Genomic DNA, 18,238 nt, shown 5'->3' on the forward strand with positions numbered 1-18,238 from the left:
GCCCTCTACGAGCACAAGGTGTTCGTACAGGGCGCGATCTGGAACATCGACTCCTTCGACCAGTGGGGCGTGGAGCTCGGCAAGGTCCTCGCCAAGCGCCTCGAGCCCGCCCTCACCGACGGCGCCGACGTCCCCGGCCTCGACTCCTCCACCACCGCACTCGTCGCCGCCTACCGCGAACTCAGGAAGTAGAGAACTGACATGACATCGATTCAGCTGGGCCTGGTCGGTCTGGGCAAGATGGGCGGCAACATGCGCGAGCGCATCCGCCGCGCCGGCCACACCGTCGTCGGATTCGACCGCAACCCCGAGGTCTCCGACGTCAAGGACCTGGCCGAACTCGTCGGCAGGCTCGAGGCGCCGCGCACCGTCTGGGTGATGGTCCCGGCCGGCGCGGCCACCCAGTCCGTGGTCGACGAGCTCGGCGACCTGCTCGAGCCCGGCGACACCGTCGTCGACGGCGGCAACTCCCGCTGGACGGACGACGAGAAGCACGCCGCCGAACTCGGCGCCAAGGGCATCGGCTTCGTCGACGCGGGCGTCTCCGGGGGCGTCTGGGGCCTGCAGAACGGCTACGCCCTGATGGTCGGCGGCGACCCCGAGCACATCGCCCGCGTCCAGCCGGTCTTCGACGCGCTGAAGCCCGACGGCCCGTACGGCTACGTCCACGCGGGCAAGGTCGGCGCCGGGCACTTCTCGAAGATGGTCCACAACGGCATCGAGTACGCCATGATGCAGGCCTACGCCGAGGGCTGGGAGCTGCTGGAGAAGGTCGACTCCGTGGAGAACGTGCGCGAGGTCTTCCGCTCCTGGCAGGAGGGCACGGTCATCCGGTCCTGGCTGCTGGACCTGGCCGTCAACGCCCTCGACGAGGACACCCACCTGGACAAGCTGCGCGGTTACGCCGAGGACTCCGGCGAGGGCCGCTGGACGGTCGAGGCGGCCATCGACAACGCCGTGCCGCTGCCCGCGATCACGGCCTCGCTGTTCGCGCGGTTCGCCTCCCGGCAGGACGACTCGCCGCAGATGAAGATGATCGCCGCGCTGCGCAACCAGTTCGGCGGCCACGCCGTCGAGTCGGCGGAGAAGTAGGTCCGCCGTGGGGGACCTTCTGCTGGTCCGCCACGGAGAGACGGAGTGGAGCAGGTCGGGACGGCACACCAGCTGGACCGACCTGTCCCTCACCGCGCACGGCGAGGACCAGGCCAAGTCCCTCGTCCCGCTCCTCTCCGGCCGGGCCTTCTCGCTCGCTCTGACCAGCCCGCTGCACCGCGCGACGCGCACCGCGGAACTCGCCGGCGTCCCCGGCGTCGCACCCGAGCCCGACCTGCACGAGTGGGACTACGGCGGCTACGAGGGCATCACCACCGTCGACATCCACCGCACCCGTCCCGCCTGGGACCTGTGGACGGACGGCGTGCCCCCCGGGCCGCAGGGCCACCCCGGCGAGTCGCCCGACGACGTAGGACGACGCGCCGACCGGGTGCTGGACCGGGTGGCGCCCGCGCTCGCCCGCGGGGACGTCGTCCTCGTCGCCCACTCCCACTTCCTGCGGGTGCTGACGGCCCGCCGGCTCGGGCTGCCGCCCGCCGAAGGGCGGTTGTTCCAGCTCGCCACGGCGACGGTCAGCCGTCTGTCGACGGAGCACGGGCGACCCGTGATCGCCGAATGGAACGTACGGGCATAGGCGGTTGACACCGCTCACGAGGGCCCGCCAGAGTCGCGGCTGATGGAGATCAACGCACTGACACCGGCCGAACGACGAGTCTGGCGGGCCTTCGCCACGGGGGCGACCGTGGACTTCCGCTCCGCGGGCGAGGAGAACGGCCCCCCACCCGACGTGCGGGCGGCGGTGTTGCGGGCCCTCCTCCTCAACGGCCCCCGGGAATCGGGGGAGATAGCCGCCCTCACGGTCGTCGGCGCGCGTGTCACCGGCCTGCTCGACCTGCGGCAGGCGGTCGTCGACAGCGTGTTCCAACTGGTCCACTGCCGCTTCGACGAAGCCCCGAGACTGGTCGGCGCGCAGCTCGCCCATCTCAGCCTGCGCGACTGTGAACTGCCCGGTCTGGACGCGTCGCACGTTCGGGTCGACGGGGGGCTGCGACTGACCGGCTGCCGTGTCCGCGGCCCGGTGCGCCTCAGCAGAGCGCAGATCTCGGGCGCGCTGTACCTCGACGGGGCGGAGGTCACCGCCCCGGACCCCGTCCAGCCCGCCCTGCAGTTCAACCAGGTCTCCATCGACAACGACCTCTGCGCCCGCGGCCTGCGCGTCCAGGGCCTGATCCGCCTCGACGGCGCCTCCGTCACCGGCTCGATCGACCTGGAGGACGCCGAACTGAGCAACCCCGGCGCACAGGTGCTGACCGCGGAGTCCCTCGACGTGGGCGCGAACCTGCTGGCCCGGCGACTGCGCGCGGACGGCCGGATCGATCTGCGCGGCGCCCGCGTCCCCGGCCGGGTGGACCTGCTGCGCACCACCCTGTCCAACCCCGGCGGCACGGCGCTGCGGGCCAGCAGCTGTGTCATCGGGGAGCTCTGGCTGCGCGAGGGCGCCCCGATCAAGGGCAGGCTCAACCTGCGGCGGGCCGAAGTGGGCCAGCTCCAGCTGCAGCCGGAGATGCTGCCGGACCAGGTGCGGCTGCTGGACCTCACGTACACCTTCCTCACCCCCCACGAGCCCGCCGAGCGGCGGCTGCCGATGCTGGAACGCGACGACGGCGCGTTCGACCCGCACGCCTACGAGCAGCTGACGGCCGCCTACCGGCGCATCGGCGACGACCGGGCGGCCCGGGCCGTCCAGCTGGCCAAGCAGCGCCGGCACCGCCGCACCCTGCCCTGGTACGGCCGCGCGTGGGGCCGGCTCCAGGACGCGGCCGTCGGTTACGGGTTCCGTCCGCTGCGCGCGGCCGGCTGGCTGCTGTCCCTGCTGGCCGTCGGCTCGATCGCGTACGCCGGGCACCACCCGCCCCCGCTCAAGGAAGGCGAGGCGCCGCACTTCAACCCGGTGTTCTACACCCTCGACCTGCTGCTGCCGGTGATCTCGTTCGGGCAGGAGAGCGCGTACGCGCCGGCCGGCCGGTACCAGTGGCTGGCGTACGTCCTCATCGTGACCGGCTGGATCCTGGCCACGACGGTCGTCGCGGGCGTGACCCGGACGGTCAGCCGGCAGTAGGCCGGCGCCCGGCGTGCCGGGCGGCCGCGGGCGCACGCGCGATCCCCCGGCCGCACGTCCCGCCGGGCGGTCACGCGGGTCACGCGTCGGGCCGTCCGCGCCGGCACAGCGCCGGCCGGCGCCCGTCGGGGTCCTCGACGGTCACTCCCCGCTCGTTCCCGCACCGGCCGGGCGACCGCACCGGCCTGCCGGCGCCGCGTTCCGGCCGGTCCGCGACGTCGTCCGGGACGGGGCTTCGACCTGGATCACCAGGAGGTCCTCCTCCGTCGGCCGGGGCGGGCGCGGGCCGGGCGCGGCGCTCAGCCGCCGTCGGCGCCCCGCGCGATGCCGTACGCCCGCTCCACCCGAAGGCGCAGCACCAGCCGGCGGTCGCGGACCATCGCGGCGCGGTAGTCCTCCCAGTCGGGGTGTTCGCCCTGCACGTCGCGGTAGAGGCGGACCAGTTCCTCGACCGTCTCGTCATAGGGGTCCGCGGCGACCGGCGTGAGGTCGGCGGCGCCCTCGGCGACGGTGTAGGCGCGGTGGTCGGCGACGGTGACGTGGTAGGAGGCCCGGGGGTCGCGGCGCAGGTTGCGGGTCTTGGCGCGGCCGTCGGTGACGGAGATCCGGATGACGCCCTCGTCCGGGTAGTAGTGGTGACTGACGTTCGACAGCTGGGGGCGGCCGTCGCGCTTGAGGGTGACCAGTACCCCGCTGCGGCCCTCGGCGAGCAGCGCGAGCAGTGCGTTCTGCGTCGTTTCCTGAGTCATGCCCGGCACAACCGGCAGTGCCCCGGGTCACATTCCCCCGCCCCGGCCGGCATGTCCCGGCCTCACCGGTAGACACTGTCTACGCCGCGCTGGTAGACAGTGTCCATGAGCGAACCGGAGAAGCCCGACCCCGATCTGCGCACCCGTCTCGTCGACGTCGGCGTGGACCTGCTGGCCCGGCAGGGCGCCGGAGCCCTCACCCTGCGGGAGATCGCCCGCAGGGCGGGCGTCTCGCACGGCGCGCCCCGCCGCCACTTCCCCACCCACCTGGAGCTGCTGTCGGCCATCGCCCAACGCGGCTTCGCCCGGCTGGGAGCCCGGGTGAGCGCGAACGTCGGCGACGGCAGCGCCGACCCTCGTACCCGGCTGGGCGAACTGGCCCGCGCTTACCTGGAGTTCGCGTCGGACGAACCCGGCATGTACGACCTGATGTTCCGTCACGATCTGCTGGAGAGCGGCCATCTGCGGCTGCGGGACACGAGCCTTCCGTTGTTCGCCGTCCTGGTGGACCTGGTCGGCCTGGCCCGCCCCGGCTGTGACGCCCGCACGGTCGCGGGCGCGTTGTGGGCGAACCTGCACGGCGTCGCGCAGCTCTGGCGCTGGGGCAGCCTTCAACTCGCCACCGGAGCCACCGACTTCGCACCTCTTCTGCGTACGGTCCTGGACGCGCATCTCGGTCCGGAGCCCGGCCGGTGAGCCGTCTCTCCCGCCTCTCGCCGCTGACGCTGGCGGGCAGCGTGGCCGGCGCCATGGTGGTCGCCCTGGACGGCACCGTCCTCATGGTCGCCCAGCCCACCCTGCGACGCGACCTGCACGCCACCGTCTCCCAGGTCCAGTGGACCAGCACCGGGTATCTCGTCGCGGTGGCCGGCCTGCTGGTGTTCGCCGGGCGGCTCGGGGACCGCTACGGGCACCGCCGCACCTTCGCTCTGGGCATGCTCGGCTTCGGCGCCGCCTCGGCGGGCATCGCGCTCGCACCCGGCATCGGCTGGGTGATCGTCCTGCGGATCGTGCAGGGGGTGTTCGGGGCGCTGCTGCAACCGGCCACGCTGGGGATGCTGCGGACCGCCTACCCGCCCGAGCGGCTGCGGACGCCGATCGCCGTGCGGACCGCGTCCATCGGGGTGGCCGCGGCGGCCGGGCCGGTGGTGGGCGGGGCGCTGGCCACCCAGTTCGGCTGGCGGGCCGTGTTCCTCCTCAACATCGTGCCCGCACTGCTGTTCGGCGCCCTCGCCCTCGCCGTCCCGGAGCGGCCCCGTCCGCCCGCCGACGACCCGCTCGACCTGCCCGGCGCCCTGCTGCTCGCCGTGACCCTGGGCTGCCTGGTGCACACGCTCGTCACCCTCCCCGGCACGACGTGGTCGGGGCCGGTCGCCGTCCTGGCCGGCGCCGCCTTCCTCCGGCACGAACGCCGCGCCCCTTCCCCGCTGGTGCCGCCGGGCGTGGTGGGCTCACCGGCGGTGGGCGCGGCGCTCGGCTTGCTCGTCGTCGCGTCGGCGGCACTCAACGGCGGGCTGTTCGCCTGCGTCTACGTCCTCCAGGACGGTCTGGGGCTCACCGCGTTGCACAGCGCCCTGCTGAGTCTGCCGCTGGCCGTGCTGCTGGTGGCCGCCGCGCCCGTCGCCGCGGTCCTGCTGCGCCGGGCCGGCGCCCGCGCCACCGTCGCGGGCGCGACGGCGGTCCTCGCCGCCGGTCTCCTCGTGCTCGCCCGGGCCTTCGGGCCGCTCGCCTTCTGCACCGGCTTCGCCCTGGTGGGAGCGGGGTTCGGCGCGGTGATGGTGGCGGCGACCCATGTCGTCGTACGGCAGGCGCCCGCGGAGTCGGCGGGGGTCGCCGGCGGCCTGCAGCAGACGGCGATGAACGTCGGGCCGGTGCTGGGGGTGGCGACGGCGACCGTGCTCATGGACCTCGGCCCGGCCCGCTCGCCGCTCCTCGCGGCGGCCCTGGCCCCCGCTGCGGCCCTGCCCCTCTGCCGCGCGCTGCCCCGCCGCCCGTCACGCGCTTCCACCGTCGCCTGCGCTCCCCCGGCCGGTCGACGCGACGCAACGCACATCGATCTTGACGTCGAAAGGGGTCCGCACGGCGGGTCCCTACGCGACCATGAGATCTGAGGTCGTCCGGGCGAGCCTGGCCGGGACCGCGCCTCGAGCGAGCGCACCGGAGGAGAACGAACGATGGCACTGCTGCGGCAAGAGGTCGAACCGAGCGAGGCGGGGCTCGACCCGGAGGCGCTGGACCGCCTCGACCGGCACGTCGCCCGCCAGGTCGACGCGGGCCGCCTGCCCGGATTCCTCCTGGCCGTCTCCCGCGGCGGCCGGGTCGCCCACCTCACCGCGTACGGCCGCCGCGACATCGCCGCCGGACTGCCCGTCGAGCACGACACCCTCTACCGGATCTACTCCATGACCAAACCGGTCACCTCGGTGGCCGCGCTGATACTGATGGAGGAGGGCCGGCTGCGGCTCGAGGACCCGGTCGCCGACCATCTGCCGGCCTTCGCCGGTCTGCGGGTGTACGAGGCCGGCTCCGGCGCGGATCTCACCACGCGCCCGCTCGAGCGGCCCCTGCTGGTGAAGCACCTGATGACCCACACCGCGGGTCTCACCTTCGCCTTCTACCACTGTCACCCCGTCGACGCCCTCTACCGCGAGGCGGGCCTGGAGTCGGCGGTGCTGCCGGGCTCGGACCTGGCCACGACGGTGGAGGCGTACGCACGGCTGCCGCTGCAGTTCGAGCCGGGCACGCAGTGGAACTACTCGGTGGCCACCAACGTCCTGGGCCGCGTCATCGAGGTCGTCTCCGGCAGACCGCTGGACGAGTTCCTCGCCGAGCGGATCTTCCGTCCTCTCGGCATGCCCGACGCCGGCTTCCAGGTCACGGCCGAACAGGCCGGCCGGCTGGCGGAGCTGTACGGCGACGGCGACGACGGCATCGAGCCGATCCCGGGGCTGCCGTTGTCCGGCCGCCCCCGCTTCCTGTCCGGCAGCGGCGGCATGGTGGCGACCGCGTACGACATCCACCGCTTCACCGAGATGCTGCGCCGCGGCGGCGAGCTCGACGGGGTACGGCTGCTCCGGCGGCAGACGGTCGACCTGATGACGGCCAACCACCTGCCCGACGGCGTCGACCTGCGCGCCTTCGGCAGCCGCCCCGCCCACGACGAGCCCGGTAACGACGGCGTGGGCTTCGGCCTCGGCGTCTCCGTGGTCGTCGACCCGAGCCGCACCCAGGCGCCCTCGGGGCTCGGCGCCTACGGCTGGAGCGGCGTCGCCACCACGACGTTCTGGGTCGACCCGGCCCACGACGTGAGCGTGCAGTTCCTGACCCAGCTGAGGCCGAGGCGGTCCCTGAAGCTCTACCCCGACCTCAAGCGCCTGGTGCACGAGGCGATCAAGGACTGACGTCGCGCCCGCCGGCCGCCGCAGACCCCGGCCCCTCGGGCCTCACTACCCCGGCCACGAGGTGAACTCCAGCCCCTCCTCTGCGAGTTCGCGCAGCCACGCCTCGGAACGGTCGGCGGTCCCGGCGGCCCGGCTCAGGCCCTGCGGCAGAGAGCCGTCCAGAATGTGCCGGACGCCGAGGGCGAGCGGCCGGGAGACACAGCGGGCCATCGCGCTCTCCGTCTCGTCGCCCTCCAGGTCCAGGAGATGACTGCCGTACCAGGAACGGCCTGTGCCGGTCCCCCCTCCGGTCGCGTCGCCGGGTTTCCCGCCCGCCGCCGCGTCCTCGTGGACCTCCAGCGACACGGCGAGGACCACCCGGTCGCGGTCGGCGTCGGTGGTGGGGTGGGCGGCCGCCAGTTCCCGGGCCAGGGCCGCGATCCGTGTGTCGTCGCCCGCCCTCAGCTCCTCGAACACCGGCTCCCAGGCCCGCAGCCAGCCGTCCAGACGCAGCGTGCCGCGCACGAAGGTCAGGGGCCGCCAGGACGACGGCAGCGCGTACTGCGCGATGAACGGGACGCTGTCCCGGTTGGGATAGGCCTCGAAGCTCTCGTCGCGGACCAGATGGGTCCGGGTGGCCTCCCACGGCCGGGCGGCCACGATCTCGGCGCCGTTCTCCACATAACGGGCGGGCGCACGAAGGGCGTTGAGGACGCCGAGGGGCGCCCAGCTGAAGCGGTACCGAAACGCGTCGGGGACGGCGGGCACGCCTCCGCAGTACGAGGTGAGCCGGTACGACGCCGCCGTGTCCTCGCCGATCGCCTCCCGGGCCCGGGCGACGAGACTGTGCGCGAAGAGGTGGTCGATGCCGGGGTCGAGACCGGCCTCGGTGAGGACGACGGTCCCGGCGCCGGCCGCCGCGGGCGCCAGCTCCAGGATCTCGTCCGAGACATAGCTGGAGCAGGCGAAGTGGGCCCGCCGGTCCACGCACGCCGACAGCAGCGCCGCATGCCCGGACGCGGGCAGCATCGACACGACGACGTCCCCCGGGGCCAGTTCGGCCGTCAGCGCGTCGAGGGTGTAGGCGCGCGGCTCGGCCCGGCCGGTGAGACCCAGCCGGTCGAGCGCCTCGGCCGCCCGCTCGGCCGTGCGGTGCCACAGGCGCACCCGGTCGGCGTGGGCGCACAGGGCCGAGAGACCGCTGCCCGTGGACAGGCCCGCGCCGACCCAGTGGACGGCGCCGGAGGCGGGGACGCGGTCAGACACGGTCGGACTCCCCTGCGGTGAGGCCGAGTTCACGGCAGGCGGCGTGGAAGCGGTCGAGGCAGCGCTCCCACGGTCCGGCGGCGCCGAAGTCCAGCAGCACGGGGGTCAGGGCCGCGGAGAAGTCCGCGCTGGCCTCGCGCGGCAGCAGGGACGGCAGGTTGTCGATGGCGATCAGGTCGAGCGGGGGCTCCTTGCGCAGCCGGCGCACGGGGTCCGTCCACTCGGTGGTGCGGTCGTACACGGGCAGGACGTTGAGCGGCGAGCCCACGTCGCAGGTGACGTCGGAGAGGGTACGCAGCCGCCGGGCGGCGTCGTCGAGGTCCTCCTCGCGGACGAACGGCGGCCCCGGGGTCGTGGCGAGGACGCAGTTGACCAGGACGTCGTGGGCCAGCAGCGCGGCGCGGTCCAGGTCGCGGGTCTCCGCCAGGTCCCAGCAGGCGGGTTCCACGCCTGCGGCGCCGAACGCGGCCCGCGCGCCCCGTCCGCTGCGGCCCAGGGCGCCGACGACGAGGGCGGTGAACCCCTCGTCGCCGGGAGCGGGGCGAAGCGCCTCGTCCCACTCGGCCTTCTCCGAGGGGCGCAGGGGCGCGGTGAGCCTGCCCCGGTGGTGCAGCACCGCCAGCGCCGCGCCGAGATAGCCCGCCCAGTACCCGAAGGCGGCGAGGCGTCGCCCGTGGTCGTCGACCAGGTACTCCAGGTCGAGAAGGGCCCCTCCTCCGGCGGAGAACCGCCCCAACAGGGCGCGTGCGCCCGGCTGTTGCTTGTAGGCGTGCCCGAAGAAGACATGGCGGTGCGTCAACTCGTCCGGCGCGTCCGGGAGTTCCTTCAGGCCGAGGACGACCGTGTCGCGCGGCGCCGACGTCCAGGAGCCGGCGGGAGCGATCCGTGCGCCGGCCGCCTCGTAGGCGTCGGTGGCGAACACGCGCTGCGGGGAGTCCTCGACGGTCAGCGCCACCCCGGCCTCGAGAAGACGGCGGGCGTCGTCGGGGACGACCGGGGTGCGGCGTTCGGTGGTGCGGGCCTCGTGGCGCAGCCACAGGTGCAGTTCGGTCATACGCGGTTGACCTCCGGACGCGGGGCGTCGGCCGCGAAACGGTCGGCGCTCAGGGGGGTGACGTCCACGAAGGGTACGCGGCCGAGGTACAGGTCCCGGACGACCTCGCCGACGGCCGGGCCCTGCAGGAAGCCGTGGCCGGAGAAGCCCGTCGCGTACAGGAAGCGGGACACCGACGACGCCTCGCCGATCAGGGCGTTGTGGTCCGGGGTGACCTCGTACAGGCCCGCCCAGCCGCCGGTGCGGCGCAGGTCGAGCAGGGCGGGGGCGCGGCGTTGCATGGCGTCGGCGAGGCGCGGGATCCACCGGTCGTGGGCGTCGGTGGCGAAGCCCGGGCGCTCGTCGGGGTCGGACATCCCGACCAGCAGGCCGGGGCCCTCGGCGTGGAAGTAGAGGGTGCTGCTGAAGTCGATGGTCATGGGCAGCTCCGGCGGCAGGCCGGGGACCGGTTCGGTGACCGCGATCTGGCGGCGCAGCGGCTGCACCGGCAGATCGACGCCGGCCATGGCGCCGACGGCCCTGGACCAGGCGCCGGCCGCGCAGATCACCGTGTCGGCGGTGATGCGGCCGAGGGTGGTCTGCACGGCGGTGATAGCGCTCCCCTGCCGTTCGATTCCGGTGACCGCGGTGTGCCGCAGGACGCGCGCGCCGCAGCGGCGGGCGGCGGCCGCGTACCCGTGGACGACGGCTTCGGGCGTGCAGTGGCCGTCGTCGGGCGAGAACGCGGCCGCGAGTAACCCCTCGGTGCGGATCAGCGGCGAGAGGCGGCCGGCCTCGGCGGGGCCGATGAGACGGCTGGGCACGCCCAGCGCGTTCTGCAGCCGCACGCCCGCCTCGAAGGCGGCGACGTCCTCGGGGGTGGAGAGCAGGAACAGATAGCCGACGCGGCGCAGCCCGATGTCCTGCCCGATCTCCTCACCGAACCGCGCGAACGCCTCGAGGCTGCGCGCACCCAGCTGGATGTTGAGCTCGTCGGAGAACTGGGCGCGGACCCCTCCGGCGGCTTTCGAGGTCGAGCCCGCGGCGAGTTCGTCGCGCTCGACGAGGAGGACGTCACGGACGCCCGCGGCGGCGAGGTGGTAGGCGATGCTCGTGCCCATCACCCCGCCGCCGATGACGACGACCGAGGCATGCGTGTTCACGCGAACGGCTCCTTTCGGCGGCGGCCCCGGCCCGTACGCCGGGGCCGGGGCGGTATGCCGGGACCGCTGGGTTCCCTACCCGTGAAGACCGCGGTCCGAAGCGCGCTCAGGACCAGTGGGCCACCGCGTCCAGGTGGGGCAGCCGGTGGTCCATGCGCTCCCGCTTGGTGCGCAGGTAGGTGATGTTGTTCTCGCACGGCTCGATCAGCAGGGGCACCTCTTCGGCGACCCTGATGCCGTTGTCGGTCAGCGCCTCCCGCTTGCGCGGGTTGTTCGACATCAGGCGGACGGATTCCACGCCCAGGTCGCGCAGGATGTCGGCGGCCACCTTGTAGTCGCGGGCGTCGACCGGGAACCCGAGAGCGACGTTCGCCTCGACGGTGTCCAGGCCCTCCGCCTGCAGCGCCATCGCGCGCAGCTTGCCCAGCAGGCCGATGCCGCGGCCCTCGTGTCCGCGCAGGTAGACGACGATCCCGCTGCCCTCGGCGACGACCGCCCGCAGCGCGGACTCCAGTTGCGCGCCGCACTCGCAGTGCTGGGAGCCGAACGCGTCACCGGTCAGGCATTCGGAATGCAGCCGGGTCAGAACTTCCTCGGCGCCTATCTCCCCGTACACCAGGGCGACTTGTTCGTCACCGCGGTCGTGGTCCATGTAACCGATCGCCTGGAATTTGCCGTACACGGTGGGCAGGGGGGCATTCACCACGCGTTCCACACCGGTGCGCTGCGGGGTCTTCGTGCCGAGTACGCCAATTTTTTCTGTCATGATCTGGTTCCTAAGCAGAGACGAAGGGCCGGGAAGAAATGAGTGGTTCGGACATACGGTCGGCGGCGTACGGACTGGTGCCGACGGACACTACCGAAGACGTACGGACCCGGGGCGCCGGCGTCTCGACGCAGGTGGCGGTTCTTCCCGTCGGGAGTTTCGAGCAGCACGGCCCGCACCTGCCGCTGGCCACCGACACCCTGGTGGCCTGCGCCATCGCGCGGGAGATCGCCGGGGCGTACCCGGTGCACCTCCTCCCGCCGGTGACCATCGCCTGCTCGCACGAGCACGCGGCCTGGCCGGGAACCGTCAGCATCTCCTCGGTGACCCTTCACGCGGTGGTACGGGACATCGCGGCGTCGCTGCGCCGCTCGGGCGTCGAGGCCCTGGTGCTGGTCAACGGACACGGCGGGAACTACGTCCTGGGCAACGTCGTCCAGGAGTCCTCCGCCGCAGGTGAGCGGATGGCGCTCTTCCCGGCCCCGGAGGACTGGGAGGCGGCGCTGGTGCGGTCGGGAGTGTCGACCTCGCTGCTCACCGACATGCACGCCGGGGAGATCGAGACCTCGATCCTGCTGCACGCCCACCCCGAACTCGTCCGGCCCGGTTACGAGTCGGCCGATTTCGTCGCGGACGACCGCCGTCATCTGCTCACGCTGGGAATGTCCGCCTATACCGATTCGGGCGTCATCGGCCGTCCTTCCCTGGGGTCGGCGGAAAAGGGAAAGGAACTCCTGGCGAGCCTGGCCGATTCCTTCGGCGCGTATTTCTCCCTGCTCACCGCGGAATCCCCCGGAGCCTGAACCGCCTCGGCGGGCCCGACGGTCGCCGCGGCCTCGGCGACCTCGAAGAGCGGAGCGGACGGCGTCGCCGCCGCGGCGGGCGGCCCCGCGACCGGAGCCCCGTCCTCGCGGGCGGGACCGGCGCCGGCGCTCCGGTCGCGCAGTCCCGCGTACCAGCGGACGACGAGCACGACCGCCCCCGGCAGCGCCGCGACGAAGCTGAGCACGCCGTACACGACGGCGACCGCGAGGCCGGTGCTCGCGCCGAGCCCGGCCGCGCCGAACGCCCACGCGGTGACGCCCTCGCGGGGGCCCCAGCCGCCGACGTTCAGCGGCAGGCCCATGGCGAGCAGGGCGAGGACGGCGATCGGCAGCAGCGCGAGCACGGAGGCGCCGGAGCCGGCGACCCGGGCGGCCACCACGAACATTCCGAGGTGCCCGCCCAGCACGACCGCCGAGGACAGGGCGACGCCCGGCCCGTTGCGCCGCGACACGAGCCCCTCGCGCGCCTCGGTCAGCACCGCCCGCAGCCGCCCCGGGCGCCGGGGCGCGGCGGAGTTCATCCGGACGGCGAGGAAGACGGCGAGCGCGCCCGCGCCGGCCAGCGCGACGATCGGCGCGATCTGGCGGGCGTCCGCCATGACCGGGGAGGGCAGGGTCAGCAGAATCGTCACGCCCGCCACGGTCAGCACCAGCTGTCCCGCGGTCCGCTCCAGGACGACGGCCCGCACGCCGCGTCCGACGTCGCCGGCGCTCTGCCCGTGCCGGACCGCGCGGTGCACGTCGCCGAGGACGCCGCCGGGCAGCGCCGCGTTGAGGAACAGGGCCCGGTAGTAGTCGGCGACGGCGGGGCCGAGCGGCAGCCGGATGCGCAGCGCGCGGGCCACCAGCGCCCACCGCCAGGCGCTGAACACGGTGGTGACCGCGCCGATGCCGAGCGCCGCCAGCAGGGTCGGCGCGTCGATCCGCCGCAGTCCGTCCAGGAAGACGCCGGTGCCGAGCCGCCACAGCAGGACCGTGAGGATGACGACTCCGGCGACGGTCCCGAAGTGCGTGCGCAGGGCGCGGCTCGCGAGCAGGGCGCGCAGCCGGGACGACTTCGTGTGCGGCGCGGTCACGATGACCCCGATACGGTCCTCGGACACGGCAGGACCCGTGCGGACGGCCACCGGGCCGCGCTGCGGCCGTCGCGCGGCGGGCAGGGCGCCCTCGCCCCACAGCACGGGCGCCACGGCCGCCACCCGCGGGCCGACCGTCTCCGCGCTCATCCGGCTCCGCCCGTCGGGCGGGCCAGCGCCAGCAGGTCGCTGTGGTGCACGGTGACGTGCAGGTCGCCCGCCGCGCAGGCCGCGAGCCGGGCCGCCAGGTAGGGCTCCGCGCGCTCGGCCAGCTCGGGGCGCTCCTCCACGGCCGCGCCGACCCAGCCGCGCAGCCACTGGGCGGTCAGGCCGACGTTCTCCGGGCCGAGCCGCCACGGGCTGGGGTGCACCTTGACGGTGGCGCCCTGGTCGGCGAACGCCTCGCAGGCGACGTTCACCGCGTCGGGGCCGAGGAGGCCGTCGTGCCGCTGGTGGTCGTTGAAGGCGGCCGCTATCTCCTGGTCCAGCGGGTCCGGCGCGCTCAGTTCGACGCGGCCTGCGACCGACAGCGTCAGCAGCGCCGGGCATCCCGCGCCCGCACAGGCCGCGGCGAGCGTCTCGATCTCCTCGCGGGTGAGGACGTCCAGCAGCGCGGAGGCGGTCACCAGCGAGGCGCCGGCCAGCGCGTCCGGGGTGAGCCGGGCGACGTCGCCGCGCCGCGTCTCCACGGTGACCCGGCTGCCGTCGGCGGCCGCCCGCGGCGAGGCGACGGCCGCGAAGTGCAGGAGGTAGGGGTCGCGGTCGTGCAGGACCCAGTGCTGCGGGCCGTCCAGCCGGGGGGCCAGCCAGCGGCCCATGGAGCCGGTGCCGCAGCCCAGGTCGTGGATGGCGATCCCGCTGCGGCCGGGCAGGTTGGCGAGCCGGATCCGCAGCGGGTCCAGCAGGTCCATCGCCCGGGCGGCGGCGTCGGCGGGCTCGCGCAGCTCCAGCCACTCGGGGGCGTAGCGGGGCTGCTCCTCCGGCCCGCTGTCGCGCAGCCGCACGGTGGGCCGCTCGCCGGGCCGGCCGACCGGTCCGGCGCCCGCGATGACGCCCGGCGCCACGGCCTCGACGCCGTGCACCGCGGCCGGACGTACGGGGCCGCCGTCACCGGCGACCATGGTGTCCGTCACAGAACCTGCCTCCGTCCGGCCCGGCTGGGTCGGGATGCCGCCCACGCGTCGCGCCACGTCGGCCGGGGTCGCCGTCGTCTTCCTCATGCCGCCCTCCGGGGTTCGCTCGGGAGCCGGCCGAGCACGCCGGCCAGGCTCTGGGCGGTGCTCGCCCAGCCGTTCAGGGCCGCCCGGCGGCTGCGCGCCGCCGCCTTGAGTCGCCGTCGCACGTCGGCCTCGCCGAACCAGCCGCGCAGTTCGGCCGCGAGCGCGGCCGGGTCCTCCGGCGGCACGAGGATGCCGGGGACGCCGCCGTCGGGGGCGCGGCCGACCGCCTCGGGCAGACCGCCGACGTCCGTCGCGAGGACGGGGATGCCGCGGGCCAGCGCCTCCGTGACGGCCATGCCGTACGTCTCGGCGTAGGAGGTGAGGACCATCAGGTCGGCGGAGGCGTAGGCGGCGTCGAGCGCGGCGCCCGCCTTGGGGCCGGCCAGCTCCAGCCGGTCCTCGAGGCCGTGTCTGCGGATGAGGCCGCGCAGGTGGTCGACGTACTCCGGGTCCTGGCCGAGGCCGCCCACGCAGGAGCACGTCCACGGCAGGTCCCTGGCCGCGGCCAACGCCTCCACGAGCCGGTGCTGGCCCTTGCGCGGAGTCACCGCGGCCACGCACAGCAGCCGGGACACGCCGTCGGTGCCGGAGGCCAGCGGGGCGATGTCGGCGCCGGGGGCGGCGACGTGCACGCGCTCGGGGGCGAGGCCGTGGTGGGAGACGAGACGGCGGACCGCCCACTCGCTGGTGGCGATCACCGCGGGCACGGCCCGCAGCACGGCCCGCTCCTTGGCGTCGAGCTCGGCCGCGGTCTCCGGCGCGAGACCGCGCTCGTCGCCCAGCGGCAGATGCACCAGGACGGCGAGCTGCAGCCGTTCGGCCTCGGGCACGATGATCTCCGGCACCCCGCAGGCCACCAGCCCGTCGAGCAGGACGATCGTGCCGTCGGGGAACTCATGCAGCGTGCGCGCCAGTTCCGCGCGGGCGGCGGCCGCCGGCCGGGGCCAGGAACCGGCCGCCAGGTGCTTGTGGACCTGCCAGCCGAAGCCGGGCAGATCCAGGCAGAGGCGGCGGTCGTAGGCGTTGCCGCCGCTCGGGTTCGCCGCGTCGTCGACGCCGCCCGGCATCACGAAGTGCACGGAACGCAGGGACATGGGGATGATCCCGCCGATCTGGGGGAGCGCCGCCTGCGCGGGCACGTAGGCGAGCGGGGCCGCGGGAACGGCCTTCTCCAGGGTCGCATCGGTCACAGCGCACGCTCGTAACTCGCCCAGGCGATGTGCGACTCGTGCAGGCTGACGGCGATGGCGCCGATGCCCCGGGCGCCCTCGCCGAGCGCGCCCTGGTGAATGCGCTCCGCGAGCCGGTCGGCGACGACCTTGGCGAGGAACTCGGTCGACGTGTTGACCCCGGCGAAGTCGGGCTCGTTGTCGAGGTTGCGGTAGTTCAGCTCGCTGACCACGGCCCCGAGCTCCTGCGTGGCGAGCCCGATGTCGACGACGATGTTGTCGTCGTCGAGCTGCTCGCGCCGGAATGTGGCGTCCACCAGGAACGTCGCTCCGTGCAGGCGCTGAGCGGGTCCGAAGACCTCGCCGCGGAAGCTGTGGGCGATCATGATGTGATCGCGGACGGTGACACTGAACAACGGACGACCCTCCAGGTGCGGCGCGTCTGGTCCCCCGGCCATTGGCCAACCGGGGGATGCCGTGTAGTACGGCTGCTCGGTTCCCCCCGTTCAGTCCGATCTCACTCTTTTCTCAGGTCAGGCGCTCCTGCTCATACCTGATGCGGTGGCACAGCGCCGGGATCTCGCCGGACGCGAGCTTCGGCATCACCTCCGGCAGCTCCCCGAAGGCGCTGTCTCCGGTGACGAGGGCGTCGAGCGCGGGGTCGGCCAGCAGCTCCAGCGCGAGGGCGAGCCGGTCGGCGTAGGTGCGGCTGGAGCGGCGGGCCGGGGAGACGGCGCCGACCTGGCTGCTGCGGATGACCAGCCGGCGGGAGTGGAAGTCCTCGCCCAGCGGGAGGGACACCTTCCGGTCGCCGTACCAGCTCAGTTCGAGGACCGTGCCCTCGTCGGCGAGCAGCTCCAGGGAGCGGGCGAGGCCCTGTTCGGTCGCGCTGGCGTGCACCACGAGGTCGCGGCCGCCGAGCGCGTCCGCGGGGGTCGCGAAGTCGACGCCGAGCGCTTCGGCGATCGTCGCGCGCGCCGGGTCGGCGTCGACCAGCTGTACGCGCACGCCCGGGAAGCGGGCGAGCAGCGCGGCCACCGAGCAGCCGACCATGCCGCCGCCGACCACCGCGATCCGGTCGCCGGCCAGCGGCGCCGCGTCCCACAGGGCGTTGACGGCCGTCTCGACGGTGCCGGCGAGGACGGCCCGTTCGGCGGGCACCGAGTCCGGCACGACCGTCACCGCCGTCGCCGGGACGACGTACCGCGTCTGGTGCGGGTAGAGGCAGAAGACCGTGCGCCCGACGAGCGCCGCGGGCCCCTGTTCCACCACCCCCACGTTGAGATAGCCGTACTTCACGGGCCCGGGGAAGTCGCCCTCCTGGAACGGGGCCCGCATCACCGCGTGCTGGCTCTCGGGCACCCCGCCGCGGAAGACGAGGGTCTCCGTGCCGCGGCTGACGCCGGACCACAGCGAACGCACCAGAACCTCGCCCTCGGCGGGGTCCGCGAGCTCGACGTGACGGATCTCGCCCTCTCCCGGTGAGCTGACCCAGAACGCACGTGCGCCGGTCGACATCCACATCCTCCTGAACGATCGGGAACCTGTTCACGTACCGAGGTGTGCACAGTCCGCGCACAGTACGCGGCACTGATCATCTCTGTCATCTGGCCGGAGGAATGTGCGGTGGCCCTGAACAACACTTACGACGCAAGGCTGGTCCAGCAGGAGACCGCTGTGGGAGCGGGCGTGCAGATCCTGTTGCTGGCCCTGCTCGGCACGGCGATCGGCATGGGGCCGGCGGGCTGGGTCACCGGCCTCGTCTTCGCCATCGCCACCTGGGCGGTCCTCTCCCGGGCGCTGCACCGCTCCAGCCTGCGCTCCTTCGGCCCGGCCAACCGGGTCACGCTCGGCCGGGCGACGCTGGTCGGAGGAGTGACCGCGCTGGTCGCGGACTCCTTCGAGAGCACGCCGCCGGTGACGCTGCTGGTCGGCCTGACGGCCGTGGCCCTGATCCTCGACGGGGTCGACGGCAAGGTCGCCCGCCGCACCAACACCTCGACGGCGCTGGGCGCGCGGTTCGACATGGAGGTCGACGCGTTCCTGATCCTGGTGCTCAGCGTGTACGTGTCGATGGCGCTGGGCCCGTGGGTCCTGCTCATCGGCGGCATGCGCTACGTGTTCGTCGCGGCGGCCCGGGTGGCCCCCTGGCTCAACGCCGCGCTGCCGCCGAGCACCGCCCGCAAGACGGTCGCCGCCCTGCAGGGCGTCCTGTTGCTGCTGGCCGGCGCCGATCTGCTGCCGTACGCCGCCAACTTCGCGGTCGTGCTGCTGGCGCTGGGCTCGCTGGTGTGGTCGTTCGGCCGGGACGTGCTGTGGCTGTGGAGGACCAATCGGGTCGCGGCGCAGACCTCGGCGGAGAAGGTGCTCGAACTCGTGTAGCCCGTGCAGTTCGTGCAGTTCGTCACTTCACAAGGGGG

The 18,238-nt window shown here is 74.0% G+C and carries 17 protein-coding genes and 2 pseudogenes; 9 read left to right on the forward strand and 10 right to left on the reverse strand.

All coding sequences use genetic code 11. The features are described 5' to 3' along the window. From ACN6LD_RS38730 to ACN6LD_RS38745, 4 genes and pseudogenes are all read left to right on the forward strand, one after another. A pseudogene (locus ACN6LD_RS38730) lies at positions 1 to 192 on the forward strand (glucose-6-phosphate isomerase); the annotation flags it as partial. A gap of 18 nt (positions 193 to 210) precedes the next feature. Further along, complete coding sequence (gnd, locus tag ACN6LD_RS38735; protein WP_319192792.1) at positions 211 to 1,092, forward strand: phosphogluconate dehydrogenase (NAD(+)-dependent, decarboxylating); 882 nt, start codon at positions 211 to 213, stop codon at positions 1,090 to 1,092. A 7-nt stretch (positions 1,093 to 1,099) separates the two neighbouring features. Next, on the forward strand, positions 1,100 to 1,687 hold the full coding sequence (locus ACN6LD_RS38740) for a histidine phosphatase family protein (RefSeq protein WP_319192764.1): 588 nt from the start codon (positions 1,100 to 1,102) through the stop codon (positions 1,685 to 1,687). 42 nt (positions 1,688 to 1,729) lie between these two features. Next, positions 1,730 to 3,172: a membrane-associated oxidoreductase gene (locus ACN6LD_RS38745; RefSeq protein ID WP_445045599.1), complete on the forward strand. Its 1,443-nt coding sequence runs from the start codon at positions 1,730 to 1,732 to the stop codon at positions 3,170 to 3,172. 299 nt (positions 3,173 to 3,471) lie between these two features. Here ACN6LD_RS38745 and ACN6LD_RS38750 read toward each other — a convergent pair whose 3' ends face one another. After that, complete coding sequence (locus ACN6LD_RS38750) at positions 3,472 to 3,921, reverse strand: TIGR03618 family F420-dependent PPOX class oxidoreductase (RefSeq protein ID WP_319192766.1); 450 nt, start codon at positions 3,919 to 3,921, stop codon at positions 3,472 to 3,474. 105 nt (positions 3,922 to 4,026) lie between these two features. Here ACN6LD_RS38750 and ACN6LD_RS38755 point away from each other — a divergent pair, with 105 nt between their 5' ends. The 3 genes from ACN6LD_RS38755 (at position 4,027) to ACN6LD_RS38765 (ending at position 7,322) form a co-directional block, all read left to right on the forward strand. Continuing rightward, complete coding sequence (locus ACN6LD_RS38755; RefSeq protein WP_445045600.1) at positions 4,027 to 4,617, forward strand: TetR/AcrR family transcriptional regulator; 591 nt, start codon at positions 4,027 to 4,029, stop codon at positions 4,615 to 4,617. A gap of 53 nt (positions 4,618 to 4,670) precedes the next feature. Further along, a complete protein-coding gene (locus ACN6LD_RS38760) occupies positions 4,671 to 6,032 on the forward strand; it encodes an MFS transporter (RefSeq protein ID WP_445045605.1) in 1,362 nt (453 codons plus the stop codon). 63 nt (positions 6,033 to 6,095) lie between these two features. After that, on the forward strand, positions 6,096 to 7,322 hold the full coding sequence (locus tag ACN6LD_RS38765; protein ID WP_319192768.1) for a serine hydrolase domain-containing protein: 1,227 nt from the start codon (positions 6,096 to 6,098) through the stop codon (positions 7,320 to 7,322). Positions 7,323 to 7,367: 45 nt separating this feature from the next. On the opposite strand, the gene ACN6LD_RS38770 is transcribed toward ACN6LD_RS38765, so the two are convergent. The 4 genes from ACN6LD_RS38770 to ribA form a co-directional block, all read right to left on the reverse strand. Beyond that, on the reverse strand, positions 7,368 to 8,567 hold the full coding sequence (locus ACN6LD_RS38770; RefSeq protein WP_319192769.1) for a saccharopine dehydrogenase family protein: 1,200 nt from the start codon (positions 8,565 to 8,567) through the stop codon (positions 7,368 to 7,370). After that, entirely contained in the window at positions 8,560 to 9,621 is a 1,062-nt protein-coding gene (locus ACN6LD_RS38775; RefSeq protein WP_445045601.1) for a saccharopine dehydrogenase, read from the reverse strand. The genes ACN6LD_RS38770 and ACN6LD_RS38775 overlap by 8 nt, the downstream gene beginning before the upstream one ends. Continuing rightward, the gene (locus ACN6LD_RS38780) at positions 9,618 to 10,763 is read right to left on the reverse strand and encodes an NAD(P)/FAD-dependent oxidoreductase (protein WP_319192771.1); all 1,146 of its coding nucleotides are present in this window, start codon (positions 10,761 to 10,763) and stop codon (positions 9,618 to 9,620) included. The genes ACN6LD_RS38775 and ACN6LD_RS38780 overlap by 4 nt, the downstream gene beginning before the upstream one ends. 106 nt (positions 10,764 to 10,869) lie before the next feature. Next, a complete protein-coding gene (gene ribA, locus ACN6LD_RS38785; protein WP_107446853.1) occupies positions 10,870 to 11,529 on the reverse strand; it encodes a GTP cyclohydrolase II in 660 nt (219 codons plus the stop codon). A 38-nt stretch (positions 11,530 to 11,567) separates the two neighbouring features. Here ribA and ACN6LD_RS38790 point away from each other — a divergent pair, with 38 nt between their 5' ends. Further along, positions 11,568 to 12,332, forward strand: coding sequence for a creatininase family protein (locus ACN6LD_RS38790; RefSeq protein WP_319192772.1), 765 nt, complete (start codon positions 11,568 to 11,570; stop codon positions 12,330 to 12,332). 236 nt (positions 12,333 to 12,568) lie between these two features. Here ACN6LD_RS38790 and ACN6LD_RS38795 read toward each other — a convergent pair. The 5 genes and pseudogenes from ACN6LD_RS38795 to ACN6LD_RS38815 form a co-directional block, all read right to left on the reverse strand. Continuing rightward, positions 12,569 to 13,579, reverse strand: a pseudogene (locus ACN6LD_RS38795) (lysylphosphatidylglycerol synthase transmembrane domain-containing protein); the annotation flags it as partial. Continuing rightward, complete coding sequence (locus ACN6LD_RS38800; protein ID WP_445045602.1) at positions 13,576 to 14,649, reverse strand: methyltransferase domain-containing protein; 1,074 nt, start codon at positions 14,647 to 14,649, stop codon at positions 13,576 to 13,578. The pseudogene ACN6LD_RS38795 and the gene ACN6LD_RS38800, both read right to left, overlap by 4 nt. Beyond that, positions 14,646 to 15,839, reverse strand: coding sequence for a glycosyltransferase family 4 protein (locus ACN6LD_RS38805; protein WP_445045603.1), 1,194 nt, complete (start codon positions 15,837 to 15,839; stop codon positions 14,646 to 14,648). The genes ACN6LD_RS38800 and ACN6LD_RS38805 overlap by 4 nt, the downstream gene beginning before the upstream one ends. Further along, positions 15,836 to 16,234 carry a 6-pyruvoyl trahydropterin synthase family protein gene (locus tag ACN6LD_RS38810; protein ID WP_319192776.1) on the reverse strand — a complete coding sequence of 133 codons (399 nt, stop codon included), beginning with the start codon at positions 16,232 to 16,234 and terminating at the stop codon, positions 15,836 to 15,838. The genes ACN6LD_RS38805 and ACN6LD_RS38810 overlap by 4 nt, the downstream gene beginning before the upstream one ends. Positions 16,235 to 16,346: 112 nt before the next feature. Then, complete coding sequence (locus ACN6LD_RS38815) at positions 16,347 to 17,336, reverse strand: zinc-dependent alcohol dehydrogenase (RefSeq protein WP_445045604.1); 990 nt, start codon at positions 17,334 to 17,336, stop codon at positions 16,347 to 16,349. Between the two features lie 108 nt (positions 17,337 to 17,444). Here ACN6LD_RS38815 and ACN6LD_RS38820 point away from each other — a divergent pair, with 108 nt between their 5' ends. Continuing rightward, positions 17,445 to 18,200: a CDP-alcohol phosphatidyltransferase family protein gene (locus tag ACN6LD_RS38820; protein WP_319192780.1), complete on the forward strand. Its 756-nt coding sequence runs from the start codon at positions 17,445 to 17,447 to the stop codon at positions 18,198 to 18,200. Positions 18,201 to 18,238 lie beyond the last annotated feature (38 nt).

The sequence above is a fragment of the Streptomyces sp. SAS_272 genome, assembly GCF_052543235.1.